The sequence below is a fragment of the Aerococcus urinaehominis genome, from assembly GCF_001543245.1.
GTDB lineage: Bacteria > Bacillota > Bacilli > Lactobacillales > Aerococcaceae > Aerococcus > Aerococcus urinaehominis.
In genome coordinates, this window is record NZ_CP014163.1 from 153,320 (window position 1) to 168,128 (window position 14,809).

The window sequence follows — 14,809 nt, forward strand, 5'->3', positions numbered from 1 at the left end:
GACTCAATAAATATTATTTTTATTGCTAGATACTATCAAAATCCACTACTTCTAAGCTAATATCAATATTACCCGCCATAGCTTTAGAAAATGGACAGGTCTGGTGGGCTTTTTCCGCAAAGGCTTGGACCTGGTCAGCGGTCATGCCATCAATAGCCACTTGGATCTTTGCCCCTAATTTAAAATCAACCGCATCCGGCTTCTTGTACATATCGACTTGGACGGCAACTTTACTCTCGGCCTTTTCCTTGGCCATGGCTAGGTTGGCTTGTAGAGCTGAGTTGAAACAGGCTGAGTAGGCCATGGCTAATAGTTGCTCCGGATTTTGTCCCTGGCCTTGACCGCCCATTTCTTTAGGGGTGTCAATGGCAACTTTAAAAGATCCGTCAGTTAAGGCACTCTCCCCTTGCCGGCCACCGGTATTTAGGCTAGTGGTTGCATAAATTTTCTCATAGTTTGACATGTCAAGTCCTCCTTATTTTGATACAAACGGTTTTCTAGCTTTAGTTTAGGTAAGCTTACTATTTATGTCAAAGAAAGCGCTTTGTTGATTTATCTAGCTTTGCTAGGGAAAGTTTGCTATGCTTGGCTTATTACTAATGAGGAGTGATTTTATGATTAAAATTAATCGCGACCAATTTGTCTTTGCGATGGATAAAAATAATCCCCCTGCTGCCCAGGCCAAGTCTGGCGACCAAGTGGTTTTTGATCTGATGGACTGCTTTTCTGATACAGTCAAATCTGAGGCCGATACCATTTCAGAAATCGACTTTAACAAGATTAACCCTGCCACTGGCCCCCTCTATGTGGAGGAAGCTGAGGTTGGTGATGTGCTCAAGGTGACCATTGAAGACATTAAACTAGACCCCCAAGGTGCTGTCATGTCGGCACCTGGCCTAAACAAGTATTTCTCAAATAATATCACTAAGGAACAAACGGTCATTTGTCCCATAGATGATGCGGCCGGCACCTTTGAATTCCAGGGTGTCACCCTGCCCCTCAACAAGCATATCGGCGTAATCGGCACGGCGCCAGCTGGTGAGGCAGTTACGACTGGTACACCGCGCATGCATGGCGGTAATATGGATAATACCAAGATTGCCCCAGGTTCGATTCTGTATTTGCCAGTCAATACGCCTGGTGCCCTCTTGGCCATGGGTGACATGCACGCTTCTATGGGCGATGGCGAGGTCTGGGGCTCAGGTGTTGAAGTGGGTGGCCAGGTGACAGTCACAGTTGAAGTCTTAAAAGATAGTCACATGCCAACCCCATTTGTAGAAACAGCTGATGCCTACTATGCTTTCGGGGCAGCCGATAACATGGAAGAAGCAGTCACCCTGGCTTCTGATAACCTCCACCAGTTTATTATGGACGAGGCCGGTCTCGACTTTAACCAGGCGGGCATGCTGATGACAATTAAGGCTAACTTGGCCCCTTGCCAAATTGTCAACCCTGATGCCTCCTTCCGCTTTGGCATTGCTAAAGATATTTTAGAAGCTGCCAAGGGCTTTAAAGGCTAATCAGACATATTAAAAAAGCGCTCACGTGAGCGCTTTTTCTTATTTACTTAAGTAGTCGCTAATGATGGCCTTGTACTCATCAATTTTAGTGAGATAGTCCTCAATTGACACATACTCATTGACTTGGTGAGGCAAGGTGGATACCCCAGGACCGTAGATGACCAGGTCAAATTGGTTATCGGTTTTGGTAAAGGCCGCCGCATCAGTAACTGGTGAAATGCCACCTGGTTGGGCATCAGTATTAGCCAAAACAGCCTTGATTAGTCCAGAATCCTTGTCAGATAAAACAGAATTGAGGTCATAGTCAATCCGTAATACCAGGTCAACACCCTCTGCTTGATTTAGTTCATCACAAATAGCTTGCAAGAGGTCTTTGACTTTTTGGTTATCAAATTCTGGAATGGTCCGAATGTTGCCTTGGACAGTGGTTTGAGCTGGAATTGAGTTAACTTGGTCCCCGCCATTAATGATGGTAACAGAAGCAGCCACATTACCTAAAACCTCATTATGGTAATCGGCACTAACTTTAGCGAAGGCTTCATCAAAACGGGTGATGAATTTAGCCATGTTGGATATGGAGTTAACCCCTTCTTGGGGCATGGATGAGTGGGCTGATTTACCCTTAGCAATGACAGTGAAATTAAGTGAGCCCTTGTGGGTATAGGCCGCCACGTCCACTGGTTCCCCAATCAGCATGGCATCAATATCCTTGGTATAGCCTTTTTCAGCTAATAAGGTTGAGCCTAAAGCGCCGACTTCTTCACCAACCGTTGCCATAAAGCGGATGGTACCGGCCAAGTCCGCATCTGCTTCCTTGAGTTCGATCATGGCAATAGCTAGAGCAGCTAGGCCTGATTTCATGTCAGTCGCGCCGCGTCCGTACAACTTGTCGCCTTCAATATGGCCTGAAAATGGTGGATAGGTCCAATCAGCTGGGTCACCTGCTGCCACCACATCCTCATGACCAGAAATGGCTAGCACCTTACCCTCACCCTTTTGGTATTCAGCTACTAAATTATGGCGGGTTGGGCTATTTTCTACATGCTCACTCTTGATGCCATGTTGGGCAAACAGCTTTTCTAAATAATCAGCCACATCTTTTTCGTTATCATTGACTGATTCGATTTTGACAATATCCTGTAAGATTTTTATTTTTTCTTGTTTATCCAATTTCAGGACTCCCTTCTTTACAGAAGTTATTATAGTCCTGAAAATTTATGAAAACAACTCATTTGTTTGGAAAAATTTCATTAAAATGAACTATTCCTAGTAATGAAAAACAGCAACCTGACTAAGCAGCGATGGTCAGGTTGCTGTCGCTTTTTGGAGATAATGTCTCATGTTGGTGTTGTTTGTGAGGGGATGTGCCCCACTTGATATCAGGTAACTGAGTAGATTTTACCTAGCTCAGTGGCTGCTGGACGACCTCGTCGGACAGGGTATAAAAGCCGAGTCGGTACTCCCCTGTATCATCCTTACCGTCAGCGACAAAGACCATGTTGCCTTGGTAAGGGGCATAGGAAATATGGTGCATACCTAGGCTGTTCCACAAACCATTGTGCTGGCCAATGGTCCAAATGCCCTTGTCGCTCACCGTCACAGTTTTAGGCGTCAAATTCTTGAACTCAATTAAATCCGTTCGGTAGCCATAATTACTGCCTTTAGAGACTTGCATGGGGAAGATGACTCGGTCAGATAATACCAAAGGCCGGCCCCCGCCCCGCTTTTGGTTGGGATCACTAATAACATGCTCCAGCTTGCTTGACTCCGGATGAAGCTGCCATTTGGGATTTAACAAGTCCCCAGTTTGACTGACATACAGGCTCATCCCCATACTCTCACGGCGGTTAGTGGTAGTTAAATAGAGCAGGCCTTTGTAGCGGAAAACATTGGTGTCCATAAAACGGGCATCCGGATGGTCTAATTGCTTACACACCAGTTCCCATTGGTCAGGAAAGCGCTTGGCCCGGTAAAGTTTGATATGGTCACTAGGCGCATCAGGTATCATATACCATTGGTCCTGGTCCTTAAATACATAGGGATAGGCTGCCCGGTGGCCGTGCTCAGCGCGACTAAAGACAGTTCCGGTATAGGTCCAGTCTTTAAAATTAGTTGAATAAGCATGGCCAATTTCATCTTGATTGTTACCGTTGGCTGACAAGGGTCTTAAGACCTCAAAAAAGAGATGGTAGGTCTGCCCATCTCTAACTAAAAATGGGTCGGCAACCCCAAGACAGTCGCCGCCAACCGTCTCCTTGGTGATGGCCGGATTGTCACCAAATGTTTGTAGGTAATTCATAGGTTCTTGGTCGCCACTTAAAATCTGGTCCCAATTGACTAAGCTGGGTGAGCCACTCGCTTGAATAGCGGGACTAATAGTCAAACCAATAGTTAGGGCTAAGACAGTTGATTTTAAAACAGTTGATTTAAATACATTTGGAAACATCCGGTCTTCTCTTTTCTTAATATAATGTCCTATTTTATCATAGAATAGACCGAATCATATTTTAGCTGGCTAAAATTAATAAAAAGCTAAATAAAATTAGGGTGTGAGACGTGGCGCTCAGGAATGAATCGTTGAAGCCAGACAGACCAATATCTGGAAAATATTGAGTCAGCCTAGTGAAACGACTACAGTTCAGCTGCTCGAAACCCAACTATATTACTATTATCCGCTTAATAACGAAAGCCTGAGTCTTATGACCCAGGCTTTTCAAGTTGTGGTACTCACCACTGGCTGACATCAATCGGTTGGTCGAGAGGACCGACCTGGTCAACTTCTAGTGGTTTATTATTGACTGTAAAATAAGCAGACGAGGCTTGATAGTAGTCAGCCAGGGTCTTAAAGATGGCCCGGTAATTAGACTGAACTGCCGTCTCACCGCGGATATTTTCAATTTCTGGACTGAAATCAGCGTGCACACCACTGGTATCCATACCATTAGAGTAGAGGGCATTAATCTTAGTCCCTGCTGGTAGTAGTTCTTGCAAGCCTGTTTGGCCACTCAAGATTTTTTCGAATTCCTGACGCATCACCGTATTGGTTTGGACTGGAATTTTGATTTCAACTGGCTTGACAAGGGCATCCGGATTGGCATCATCAACCTGACTGATCGTCAGCTTTTCTTCCCAGCCGTCTGTCTCTAGACTAGTCAGACTGGCAGTTGCATCGGGATAATCTTCCCCTAAAACTGTTAGCTCTTTAACTAAGCCATAGCCAGGCGCAAAATAAGCGCGACTAACCCCATTAGGCGTGGTGCAGGTCACTTCAATGGCCTGAGCTTCCTGGCCATTTGGTAAGCTGACTGGGGCATCGAGCTGGGTAATTTCCCTGACTTCTTCCCCATCCTGCCACTTGTGACCCACTTTTAAGGGCGCCTTGAGATAGGATTTGATGACTGGGTCTTTTTTACGGCGGTCAATATAGTTTTCCCGCACATAAAATTCTGGTTGTTGGGTAATCAAGTCAACTGACTGGTCAGTGACTCGCACGATTTCCATAGTGGAGGTGCCAGTATTATTGGACCGCATTTGAACAAAATTGCCACTAATAAAATCGTATACCCGGCTAAAACTGGAGAATTCACCGCCATCACCGGTAAAGTAGGCCTCATAATTCTTGGTTAGTGGATAGTAGTCCCTAACACTTGCTTGTACTTCCTTTTGCTTGGTTTTTGATTCCTGGCTAGGTTTAGCAGCTTGCTTTGATGCTTTACTTGCTTCCGCTGCTTTTTTGGCTTGGTCTTCAGATTTACTTTTGGCTGCCGCTACTGACTTACTTTTAGCCTCAGCCTGTTTCTTAGCCTCACTTTGACTGGCCTGGCTAGCTTTTTTAGCGGCTTGTGACTTGCTGGCGGCTGTTTCCTTGTCAGCCTGGGCGCGCGAGCTAGCTAAAGCCGCTTCAGTTTCCTTGGACTGTTTAGCAGCGTGTGAGGCCTGGGCTTCTTTGGCCTTGCTAGAAGCTTCCGCCTGGCTAGTGGAACGTTTAGCCGCTTCAGATTTAGCCTGGCTTTCTTGCTTGGCTTGGCTATTTTGCTTAGACTGGGCTGGTTTTTGACTACTTGTTTGCTGGCTAGATGATTGGTTTTGGGCAGGTTGCTTGGTGTCTTTAGCCGAATTGAAACAAGCTGCAAGGCTTAAACTGGCTAGACTGACTAATAATATTTTCTTCATAATAACCGCCTCCTCCCCTCAATTTTAACCTATTAAAGCGCTTTTATCAATTTTAGCTGCTGGCTTTAAAGGAATCCTAAATAAGTGAGCAATGGCATCAAAACCAAAGCGACCACCATGGCCGGACTGTAGTTTAGGACCTTAAACTTACCAATTCCCATCATATTAAGCCCCAAGGCGATGAGTAATAAAGATCCGGTCGCGACCACTTCGTTAATAACGGCAGGTGCTAAAAATGGCGCTAGGAAACTAGCTAAAATAATCATTGCCCCCTCCAAGACTAGGACCGCCACCGCAGATAGCATCACACCCAAACCATAGCTGCTCGTTAAAAAAATCGCAGAAATCCCATCCAAAATGCCCTTAGTAATTAGGGTGGTTGGGTCGCCCTCGAGACCATTCTCCAAGGCGCCAATAATCACCATAGAACCAACACAAAAGAGCGAGCTAGCCGCAATAAATCCTTCTGCTAGCTGGCTATTGCCTCCACCTGATAGTCGGTGTTCCAGATACCTAATTGCCCGGTTAATCATGCCATCCAGGTCCAGGCCCTCCCCAATCAAAACACCAAGGGCAATGGCAGCAATTGTCACAATCATCTGTTTTCCCTGGAGGGCACCTTGAATGCCCAGTATAAAGACTACTAGGCCAATCCCAGCCTGGATAGCCTGTGCAATCCGGTCAGAAATTCCTTTTTTAAAAACTAGTCCTAGTGCTGAACCGACAACAACTAAAACGGCATTAATTACTGCACCCATTGCTAATTCCTCCTATCAATCAATTACAGTTAAACATTGGATGTAGTCGTACCATTTCATAAACCGTCAGTTTGTTTCTGCAGGTTTGGCCGATTAGGTCGAAACCAAAGCCAGAATAGTAGGCACATGTCTGGGCAAGGCCAGTTGTTAAATGAAAGCCCGCATACTCATCTTGCCAATCTGTCAACACTTTATTCAATAGGTGCCGCCCAACACCGCGCCCTTGGTAGTCAAATGAAACGCCTAGAAGTTCAATGCTTAGCAATAAATCTCGCCATGAACTATCTAGCGGATAGCAATTAACCAGGTTGACGAGTTTAAGATAATTCAAATGGGGTAAAGCTTTAGTAACTGTACGCAACAGCCTGGTGAACCGACAATTAGCTAATACTTTTAGGTCTCTTATTTCAGGGCGATGTATTAGCGCAAAACCAATTATTTCACCCTGGTCCTGAGCTGTTAGTAGCATATGACCAGCTAATAGGCGCTGATAAAAAAAGGCCTTTACCACATCAAAGAGACCCTTTTTAAATGGCGCCCGAGATTTGATTAGCAGACTGACTACGGCCTCATCTTGAAAAACTTGTAAAAATAATTGACTAATTTGCTCAATTTGCTTGTCTGAACTAGTTTCTGCATCAATATAACTATATGTAAGCATCACTTACCTCCTTGCACATCAGTAAAATGTACAAGCTAAGCTTAGCACAGTTACTTAAAAAGCCCTAAAATTTTAAACATTTTCGTACAATATGGTACAAGGGGGCTGATAATTTTACTTAAAGAACTATTTTTGCTAACCAAGCCGCTCATACTATGGGAATAGTAAGCTAAATAACAAAAAATCCCAGCTTGCTAGCTGGGACAGTCCTTATTTAAAAGAAACGATTGATAAAAATTCGACGACCGTAAAAAGAACGTTTCCGAGGCTGATAAGATGGCATTTGGTAGTGAGGCATCTGAGTCTGTGCTTGACCCCACCAGCAACGACCTAAGAAATTATGCCACTTATAAATTAAGCGATTGACCCACTTGAACGGTTGGCACCATTTGAACACAATGATGCAGTGCGGCTTGCGATTTGGCCGCTCTGGTTTTTGCTCAGGAAGCTGTGGGTTAGGTTTAGGTTCTGGCGTAACAGCTTGGTCACCATTAGCTTCACCACCAGCAGCAACTAGTGGCGTTGAAACACGATATTGCGCCTGACCAGTGATTTGCACATCATTATGGTATTGGTCACCTTTACCACCATCTAACGCTTGGGTCTTGTAGTTAACAATGTATGAAGCTAGGGTTGCCCCAAGATTCATAACAAAGCCCTGGGCATTAAAACGAACAAATTGGCTTGGATCTAAATAACGCAAAACTTTATAGCCATTACCTGATGGGTTGATAGCCGCTTCAATAATTTCAATGGAATCTGAAACTAAAGTTTGGGCACTTGGTAAAGCCACTTGGTAGGTCAAATTAGGATACTTGGCTTGAGCGAAATTGATCCGGGCCACCCATTGAATGATATCTGCTTTATCAGTGATATAGCCATATTGGTAGAGCCGTTCATCGGCATCAATGCCGTTATTCTCGCCAACATGGATATCGTAGCCTAATAAATTTTGTTTGGAGTTAGCTGTAACCTTAGTTTTGTCAAAAACAACATCAGCCCAAATTTTCAGACTTTTATTAAGCGGATTGTTGGTGAAATAGTCTGAAAATGTCACTTGAATTTCTTGCTTACTATCGTCCGCATGGCCTTGGCCTACTGCTACCTGGTCTTCATTAAAGACAGTAAAGCTTTTACTATGGGGCAGACGGACAATGTCTGGCAACTGGTAAGTATAAGTATCCCCTACGTGGATTACCACATCATCAGCAAAAGAAACTTTATGATTAATTTGGAATTGGTCCCAGTAGCCAAGTTTTTCCCCTTCAGTGATTTGCTTGCTATCTTTAATAATTTTTTGATCTGTCACAACTGCCTGGGCACTCAGATCTCGACCGTTCTCTACTGACAGTTTTGCTTCAGCATCAATTTCTGCTTCTGCAGACTGATTGGTTAAATCTGACGGCTCACTATCTGCTGGTGAATCTGCGCCACTAGCTTCCGCTTTTTCATCCTTACTAGTATCTTGGAATTCAGATCTTGAAGATTGCAAACTGTCAAAACTAGCTTCTTGGCTCACATCGCTGTAGCTGCCAACTTGACTTTGATCAGCTAGTACCTCCGAATTAGAAACTATTAAAAAGGCGGTAATAGCAGCTACCGAAGTGAAATATCGTTTCTTTATCATAATTTTATCCTCCATAATAAATGCAATATTGTTCTTAAAGTTTAAAGTATTTTTTAATTGTTTTCAAGGTTAACTTTTAAAAAACCTGTACTTTTCTGTTTTTGTGCATAATCATAGACCACGAAATACAATTTGGCATTTTATTGGAAATTTAAATATTGAGGAGGCCACCATGTTTAAGAACTTTATTCTCTATTATCCGTTAGTTATGACTTTGTTCTATTGGCTAGGAATGGTCATCTTTTATTTGTGTTATGAAAGTCGCTTAAGTAAACAGCCCAGTCAAATAGATTATACCCAATACGGTATTTCAGTCGTTATTTCTTGCTATAACGAATCCGAACATGTCCGCGATACCATTGTCCCGCTTTGCCATCTTGATTATCCCTGCCTAGAAATTATTGCTGTTAACGATGGTTCTAGAGATAATACTGGCGAAATTTTAGACCAGCTCGCCCATGATTATGGCATCACTGTCCTACATCTCAGTGAAAATTTAGGTAAGGGCAACGCTATGAATCAGGCTTTAGACAAAGCAAAATATGACTATATCCTTACCATTGATGCAGATACCCAAGTTTCCCCCTTAGCCCCCTACTACTTGGTTAGCCACTTTAACCACTTCCAAAATGTGGGTGTCGTTACTGGTAACCCCCGCATTAAAAACAAGGAAAACTTTCTATCGAAAATGCAGGTCATTGAATTCTCATCTATTATTGGTTCCAATAAGCGCACTCAGATGCTTAATGGCTATATTAATACTATTTCTGGCGTCTTTGCCATGTTTAGTCGGCAAGCTCTAGTAGATGTAGGCGGTTGGGACATTGATATGATTACAGAAGACATTGCCATTTCCTGGAAACTACAATTAGCCGGCTATCATGTCCACTACGAACCCAGAGCTACCTGCCAAATGGTTGCCCCTACAACCGTAGCTGGTTTACTCAAACAAAGAAAACGTTGGGCCCAAGGGGGGATGGAAGTGATGAAACGTTACCTCCCTCAGGTTTTCAAAAATTTAGCGCCAGCTTTTTGGCTCTTGGCTCTAGAGCAAGTCTTATCTATTGTTTGGATTCTATCAGTAGTAGGCTCTTTAATACTATTCTCAGCTAATTATATGCTATCAGTGACTGATTTGACCAATTTGCAAGCCTACTCAGGGCTATCAATCGTGCTCTTTCTATTATTAAATCTGGTCCTAACTTTATCAGCATTTGCCATTGATAGTCGCTATGAACCCAAAATTCTTGCTTATACCCCCTACTATATCTGTTACCCAGCCTTTTATTGGCTCTTAAATGCTATTTCAACAATCAGTGCCTTACCTAACGCACTCACCCATAAAACTGGCGTCTATGCCACTTGGTCTAGCCCCGATAGAGGAGGTGAGGATAAATGATAGCAGCTTTAAGAAAGATTACCGGCCATCTGTTTGTGTTGTGGCTCTGGGTTATCGCTATCCCAATCTTGTGCTCCTACTTTTTTAATAGCTTTGGTTATAGCAATGCCTTTCTTCAAACCATTAACCAAACACTTAACACCTCGACCGAGGCTATCTACCAGGTTAATCATTGGGCATATTGGATTAGCATACTGAGCTTAATCTACTTCGGTGGTCGCCTGATCCGACTTTACCAGCGCACTAAGCCTTAAATTAATTTACTATTATAAAAAGACAGTAGCTACATGCCACTGTCTTTTTACTTGCCATTAGCAACTATGAAATTTTACAGGTCGCTTTATCAAAATTACTATCTGCCTGATTGTGAGCAATCCTTCATTAACTCACACCTGCTAAACCCTTTGGCGATAGAGACCAATCCGATACTCACCCTGGCGGTTCTGGCCGTCAACGGCAAAAACATAGAATGAGTTAGTTGGGTCTTTTTCATAAGAAACTTGGTGCATAGACCGGTGCCGCCAGTCGCCCAGATCACTAGCCTTGCTATAACGGCCCAAATTTTTAAAGGTCGCCCGCTTAGGAGTGAGGTTCTTAATTTCAGTCAAATAGGTGCCATAGCCGTAAATTCCCTTTTCCATGACCTGGGTTGGCATATAAACTACGCCCCTAGCCTCATCAACAAAGACTCTGCCAGCACCACGGCGGTGTTTGCCCTTGTAGAGCCCTTGTAGTTGCTTAGAATTGGGGTGTAGCCGCCAGTCACCACCAACAATTTGATTGTTGGCTGAATAATATAATGAGACCCCATCTTCTTTGAGATTAGTTGTTGTTAAATAGACTTGGCCTTGGTAACGGAAAATATTGGTATCCACAAATTGTCGGTGCTTATCATAAAAAAGATGTGCCATCCGCTCCCACCGATCAGGGAAACGTTTAGCCCGGTAAAGGCTGGCAATATGGTTGGAAGAATCTGGTGTCATATACCAGGCCTGGTCTACTTGGTCATAGAAAACATTCGGATAAGCGTAGCGCTGTCTTTCTTGCTTGTAAGGCAGGGCTAGGCCACCATAATGCCAATCTTTGAGATTATCTGAATAAGCATAGCCTATTTCGTCTGACGAATATTTTAAATAGCGGCGATCACGCAAAATCTCAAAAAAGAGGTAATAGCGCAGACTAGCTGGATCTCTAACTAAGAAGGGATCTGCGACACCAATAGCGTTGCCGCCAATCATTTCTTTAGTAATAACTGGTTGATTGGTTAAGGGGCGGATACCTTTAATGGGCAATCCAAAGCGACTCTGGTAGTATGGCCAGCTAGCTTTAAGGGCCTTGGGATTGGCAAAATAATAGGCCGTTTGTAGCGATAGGGTTTGCCCGCCCCCAACCAGGCTGGCCTGCTTGATATTTTTAGTCTGGCAAAAATTTACTTGGTCGCGGATAGTAGCGAGATTATCATTTTTAACCATCAAAAGCCCTTGGTGGGTTTTTGCGGCTAAATTAGCAGCTGGCAGGGCATCTGAAGAATGTTCTCCCGATACTAATAGCAGCCGCTGGTTAGGTATCCCATAGTGGTTGAGAATATTTTGATTAAGCTGATAGCGATTTTTACCACTAATCCGATCAGTAGCTACCCCTAGTGCATGTAATTGATTTTCCAATTGCTTAGATAAGGACTTGTTACCGCCAATCAAAGTTAAATGGCTAATACGATGTAAATGCGCTTGTAGGCTGGGGTGGATCTGGTTGGCTTTTGTCAAATAAATGGGTAGCTGTTGTCGCGCTGCTATGGCGGCAATAGCAGCAGCATCTGCATAAGCTGAGCCATTCACCAAGAAGGCCCGGTATTTACCTGGCTTATCAGCCATCAATCTATCAGCAACCTGGGCCGCTTGGTCAAAACGATTCAAGCCACCTATACGTTCAACAGCCAAACCTGCATTTGAAAGGTCTTGACTGACCTGATTACCCACTGAATTTTCACCACCCAAAATTGTCACCCGGCTGGCCCCTAGACGTTTGATTTCTGCCAAGGTCTCCGGGGATAGGTGCTTACTCTTAGTTAATAAAATCGGTGCATCTAATTGGTGGGCCAAGGGGGTCCCTGTTAAGGCATCAGCGAGGCGCTGACTATCGCCAGAAGTCAGGATGACCTGGTCAGTCCGCTCCCAGCCTGCCTGGCTAAGGGCCGCCGCATTGGCATAACGGTTAGGACCCTGGATACGGTTCAAGCTGATACCATTATCAGTCTGAGTGGGAATTTGTTCAGCATTAGGACTAGCTGGCTTTATATTTTCTGGGCTTGCTGCCACCGGTTCAGGTTGAACTGTTTCAAGCACTGAGCTATTTTCAGTTTGACTACTTGTTAAGTCATGGCAGGCATCAGGCTTTGTTGCTTGCTCAGCGGCGTTTTGATCGTCAAGCTTACTGGTCACTGCTTCTGAAGCCAGGTGGTCATTATGGGCAAGCTCATCAGCTAATACACAGTGACTATTTAATAGTAGACTAGCTGCCAAAGCGGGAATCACAAGCAGTTTACGCGGTATCGGTTGTAACATTATTTTCCATCCTTAATAGACAGTCATGAGTGACTGCCTGAAATTTATAGGCATATTCTACTCTTTTTTTCGTAAAATTAAAGCTAATTTTTTGAAAAATCACTTCTTTTCATACAATATTTTACTTTTTGGTAAAATTCTAGTTTTTTATTGGCAAAAAGACCCCTAAAATTTTTAGCCGCTACGTATTATCTAGAGACAGGAGGAATTTTAATGGAATACAGTAAATTAAATGGGTCGGGCCATGAGTTAGCTGTCAACGACCGCTTGATCGTCCAAAGGAGTGAGTTAAAATACTTACTTAACTTGCCTGATCGTCTGCGCTTACTTCAGGCCCTGGACACCCTACTCATACCCGATGCCTATGGGGATTATTCGGGCTACAATGTGCGTTCAGTTTATTTCGATGGCATCGACAACCAGGACTATACCGGTAAGTTAGTCAAAAAAGACTTTCAAAAGCGCATCCGGCTCAGGGTCTATAATCCGACCGACCAGACCGCCAAGTTTGAGATTAAAAAGAAGTGGTCGCATTCACAGATTAAAGAATCAGTGGTTGTTAGCCGGGCTGATGCTAAGGAGATGCTGGCAGGTAACTTTGAGGTACTCAAAAACTATGATGACCCAACCGCTGAGTTGGGCTATGAACTCTGCTCCAGCATGACCTACCGACCTGTTTCCATGGTGGAATATAAGCGACGGGCCTACACCCATCCCCAATTTGCCACCCGGATTACCCTAGACTCTGACCTGCGTTACCGCAATTGGGCTTATGGCCTTTTTGACGACAGTGACCAGAACTACCACCAGGTCACTGACCTAACTGAAACCATTTTAGAGGTGAAATATGAAGGCTTTCTGCTCCCCTATGTCCAGGATGTCCTGGCCAGTCTGGACCTGAAACCCTGCCCGATTTCTAAATTTGGTTCATCCCGCTCACTTCTCAATGAATTTTACTATTAATACCAGGAGGAAAATATTATGCAATTTTTACAACTAGACCAAGATGCTTCAGCAATTACTGCCCAATTAACCAACCAGGAAGTTCTCATTTCCCTGGCCTTCTCCCTATTCCTATCAGCTATCATGTTCTTTACCTTTAAGAAGATCCGGACCAAGCTAGCCTATGATGCCAATTTTAACCTGATGCTGGTGATGATAGCTGTGATTTCAACCATCATCATGATGGTCATCCGTGGCAATGTTTCGCTCTCCCTAGGTATGGTTGGTGCCCTTTCCCTAGTGCGTTTTAGGACCAACATCCGTGACAACCGCGATATTGGTTTTGTTTTTTGGGCCATTTTTATCGGCCTTGCTGCTGCCAGTCATGAATACCTGCTAGGGATTATGGGATCGCTGATTTTAACCATTATTCTCATTGCGTCAAGCAAGGTTGCCTCCAGTTCTGAAAATATGCTCCTGGTTATCCGGGGTCGTTATGCTGACTTGGAACAAATCACTGCCATAATCGAAAAATATTCTTCAAGTTACAACTTGAAAGCGCAAAATCTTTTAGAAGATTCTTTTGAACTAGTCTTTGATTTTAGAGCTAACACAACCGGCCAAAATACTGTGACCCGGATTATTAAATCCTATGATGGGGTTGATACCGTTAATATCTTAGCGCCATCTGCTGAAATGTAGCAACCAATAAGAAAAGGACCTGCGACTTGCCGCAGGTCCTTTTAAATTTACTAATGTTTTTTGCTGGCTCTTTTAAGAGTCTAGGCCAGCTAGGTTAATGAGCCCTTTGGCGTGGGCTAGACCCATACCAAAAATAAAGCCTAAGCAAGGCATAATGGCTACAAATTGATGGAAGATTAGAAAACTAGCTAGGTAGCCGAGTCCAACCATAGCAACGATGATGACAAAAGTTAGTAAAAAACGATTCATATTAAACTTTTCCATAAATAGTTACCATGCCTTTCTATAATTTGTCACAATCATTTTACCATTATACGCTATGTTAAGACAAGTGATATGGTTTTAATAACTAGCTATATGCGAGTACGAAACACTGACTATGCTAGCCGATATAATAAAGAGCTTAGAGAGACCAATTATCCCTTGATAATCAATCCCTCCAAGCTCCGATATTTTTTAATATAAG

General features: G+C 43.6%; 14 protein-coding genes. 5 read left to right on the top strand and 9 right to left on the bottom strand.

Annotation, left to right across the window (positions count from 1 at the left end):
- Nucleotides 1-25 precede the first annotated feature (25 nt).
- Complete coding sequence (locus AWM75_RS00740; protein ID WP_067977267.1) at nucleotides 26-463, bottom strand: Ohr family peroxiredoxin; 438 nt, start codon at nucleotides 461-463, stop codon at nucleotides 26-28.
- A 151-nt stretch (nucleotides 464-614) separates the two neighbouring features.
- Here AWM75_RS00740 and AWM75_RS00745 point away from each other — a divergent pair, with 151 nt between their 5' ends.
- Complete coding sequence (locus AWM75_RS00745; RefSeq protein ID WP_067977268.1) at nucleotides 615-1,520, top strand: acetamidase/formamidase family protein; 906 nt, start codon at nucleotides 615-617, stop codon at nucleotides 1,518-1,520.
- A gap of 39 nt (nucleotides 1,521-1,559) precedes the next feature.
- Here the strand turns inward: AWM75_RS00745 and AWM75_RS00750 are convergent, their stop codons facing one another.
- The 6 genes from AWM75_RS00750 to AWM75_RS00775 all read right to left on the bottom strand — a co-directional run bounded on the left by AWM75_RS00750 (nucleotide 1,560) and on the right by AWM75_RS00775 (nucleotide 8,739).
- Entirely contained in the window at nucleotides 1,560-2,690 is a 1,131-nt protein-coding gene (locus AWM75_RS00750; RefSeq protein WP_067977269.1) for an ArgE/DapE family deacylase, read from the bottom strand.
- A 232-nt stretch (nucleotides 2,691-2,922) separates the two neighbouring features.
- On the bottom strand, nucleotides 2,923-3,966 hold the full coding sequence (locus tag AWM75_RS00755) for a glucosamine inositolphosphorylceramide transferase family protein (protein ID WP_067977270.1): 1,044 nt from the start codon (nucleotides 3,964-3,966) through the stop codon (nucleotides 2,923-2,925).
- Between the two features lie 281 nt (nucleotides 3,967-4,247).
- Nucleotides 4,248-5,693, bottom strand: a complete 1,446-nt coding sequence (locus AWM75_RS00760; RefSeq protein ID WP_067977271.1) for a GerMN domain-containing protein — start codon at nucleotides 5,691-5,693, stop codon at nucleotides 4,248-4,250.
- A gap of 65 nt (nucleotides 5,694-5,758) precedes the next feature.
- A complete protein-coding gene (locus AWM75_RS00765; RefSeq protein ID WP_067977272.1) occupies nucleotides 5,759-6,451 on the bottom strand; it encodes a DUF554 domain-containing protein in 693 nt (230 codons plus the stop codon).
- 19 nt (nucleotides 6,452-6,470) lie between these two features.
- Nucleotides 6,471-7,112 carry a GNAT family N-acetyltransferase gene (locus tag AWM75_RS00770; RefSeq protein WP_067977273.1) on the bottom strand — a complete coding sequence of 214 codons (642 nt, stop codon included), beginning with the start codon at nucleotides 7,110-7,112 and terminating at the stop codon, nucleotides 6,471-6,473.
- A 214-nt stretch (nucleotides 7,113-7,326) separates the two neighbouring features.
- The gene (locus tag AWM75_RS00775; RefSeq protein WP_067977274.1) at nucleotides 7,327-8,739 is read right to left on the bottom strand and encodes an Ig-like domain-containing protein; all 1,413 of its coding nucleotides are present in this window, start codon (nucleotides 8,737-8,739) and stop codon (nucleotides 7,327-7,329) included.
- 172 nt (nucleotides 8,740-8,911) lie between these two features.
- On the opposite strand from AWM75_RS00775, the gene pgaC reads away from it, so the two are divergent.
- Both pgaC and AWM75_RS00785 read left to right on the top strand, forming a co-directional pair.
- Nucleotides 8,912-10,138 carry a poly-beta-1,6-N-acetyl-D-glucosamine synthase gene (pgaC, locus tag AWM75_RS00780; protein ID WP_067977275.1) on the top strand — a complete coding sequence of 409 codons (1,227 nt, stop codon included), beginning with the start codon at nucleotides 8,912-8,914 and terminating at the stop codon, nucleotides 10,136-10,138.
- A complete protein-coding gene (locus AWM75_RS00785; RefSeq protein ID WP_067977276.1) occupies nucleotides 10,135-10,392 on the top strand; it encodes a hypothetical protein in 258 nt (85 codons plus the stop codon). The genes pgaC and AWM75_RS00785 overlap by 4 nt, the downstream gene beginning before the upstream one ends.
- A 141-nt stretch (nucleotides 10,393-10,533) precedes the next feature.
- On the opposite strand, the gene AWM75_RS00790 is transcribed toward AWM75_RS00785, so the two are convergent.
- On the bottom strand, nucleotides 10,534-12,699 hold the full coding sequence (locus AWM75_RS00790) for a cell wall-binding repeat-containing protein (protein ID WP_067977277.1): 2,166 nt from the start codon (nucleotides 12,697-12,699) through the stop codon (nucleotides 10,534-10,536).
- Between the two features lie 213 nt (nucleotides 12,700-12,912).
- On the opposite strand from AWM75_RS00790, the gene AWM75_RS00795 reads away from it, so the two are divergent.
- Both AWM75_RS00795 and AWM75_RS00800 read left to right on the top strand, forming a co-directional pair.
- Entirely contained in the window at nucleotides 12,913-13,662 is a 750-nt protein-coding gene (locus AWM75_RS00795; protein WP_067977278.1) for a polyphosphate polymerase domain-containing protein, read from the top strand.
- An 18-nt stretch (nucleotides 13,663-13,680) separates the two neighbouring features.
- Complete coding sequence (locus AWM75_RS00800) at nucleotides 13,681-14,343, top strand: DUF4956 domain-containing protein (protein WP_067977279.1); 663 nt, start codon at nucleotides 13,681-13,683, stop codon at nucleotides 14,341-14,343.
- Between the two features lie 72 nt (nucleotides 14,344-14,415).
- Here the strand turns inward: AWM75_RS00800 and AWM75_RS08735 are convergent, their stop codons facing one another.
- The gene (locus tag AWM75_RS08735; protein ID WP_143236660.1) at nucleotides 14,416-14,607 is read right to left on the bottom strand and encodes a hypothetical protein; all 192 of its coding nucleotides are present in this window, start codon (nucleotides 14,605-14,607) and stop codon (nucleotides 14,416-14,418) included.
- Nucleotides 14,608-14,809: the final 202 nt, after the last annotated feature.

What these genes read in the sequence shown, in the direction of transcription:
- AWM75_RS00740 (WP_067977267.1), bottom strand. Translation starts at nt 463, where the DNA reads ATGTCAAACTATGAGAAAATTTATGCAACCACTAGCCTAAATACCGGT.
- AWM75_RS00745 (WP_067977268.1), top strand. Translation starts at nt 615, where the DNA reads ATGATTAAAATTAATCGCGACCAATTTGTCTTTGCGATGGATAAAAAT.
- AWM75_RS00755 (WP_067977270.1), bottom strand. Translation starts at nt 3,966, where the DNA reads ATGTTTCCAAATGTATTTAAATCAACTGTTTTAAAATCAACTGTCTTA.
- AWM75_RS00760 (WP_067977271.1), bottom strand. Translation starts at nt 5,693, where the DNA reads ATGAAGAAAATATTATTAGTCAGTCTAGCCAGTTTAAGCCTTGCAGCT.
- AWM75_RS00765 (WP_067977272.1), bottom strand. Translation starts at nt 6,451, where the DNA reads ATGGGTGCAGTAATTAATGCCGTTTTAGTTGTTGTCGGTTCAGCACTA.
- AWM75_RS00770 (WP_067977273.1), bottom strand. Translation starts at nt 7,112, where the DNA reads ATGCTTACATATAGTTATATTGATGCAGAAACTAGTTCAGACAAGCAA.
- AWM75_RS00775 (WP_067977274.1), bottom strand. Translation starts at nt 8,739, where the DNA reads ATGATAAAGAAACGATATTTCACTTCGGTAGCTGCTATTACCGCCTTT.
- pgaC (WP_067977275.1), top strand. Translation starts at nt 8,912, where the DNA reads ATGTTTAAGAACTTTATTCTCTATTATCCGTTAGTTATGACTTTGTTC.
- AWM75_RS00785 (WP_067977276.1), top strand. Translation starts at nt 10,135, where the DNA reads ATGATAGCAGCTTTAAGAAAGATTACCGGCCATCTGTTTGTGTTGTGG.
- AWM75_RS00790 (WP_067977277.1), bottom strand. Translation starts at nt 12,699, where the DNA reads ATGTTACAACCGATACCGCGTAAACTGCTTGTGATTCCCGCTTTGGCA.
- AWM75_RS00795 (WP_067977278.1), top strand. Translation starts at nt 12,913, where the DNA reads ATGGAATACAGTAAATTAAATGGGTCGGGCCATGAGTTAGCTGTCAAC.
- AWM75_RS00800 (WP_067977279.1), top strand. Translation starts at nt 13,681, where the DNA reads ATGCAATTTTTACAACTAGACCAAGATGCTTCAGCAATTACTGCCCAA.
- AWM75_RS08735 (WP_143236660.1), bottom strand. Translation starts at nt 14,607, where the DNA reads ATGGAAAAGTTTAATATGAATCGTTTTTTACTAACTTTTGTCATCATC.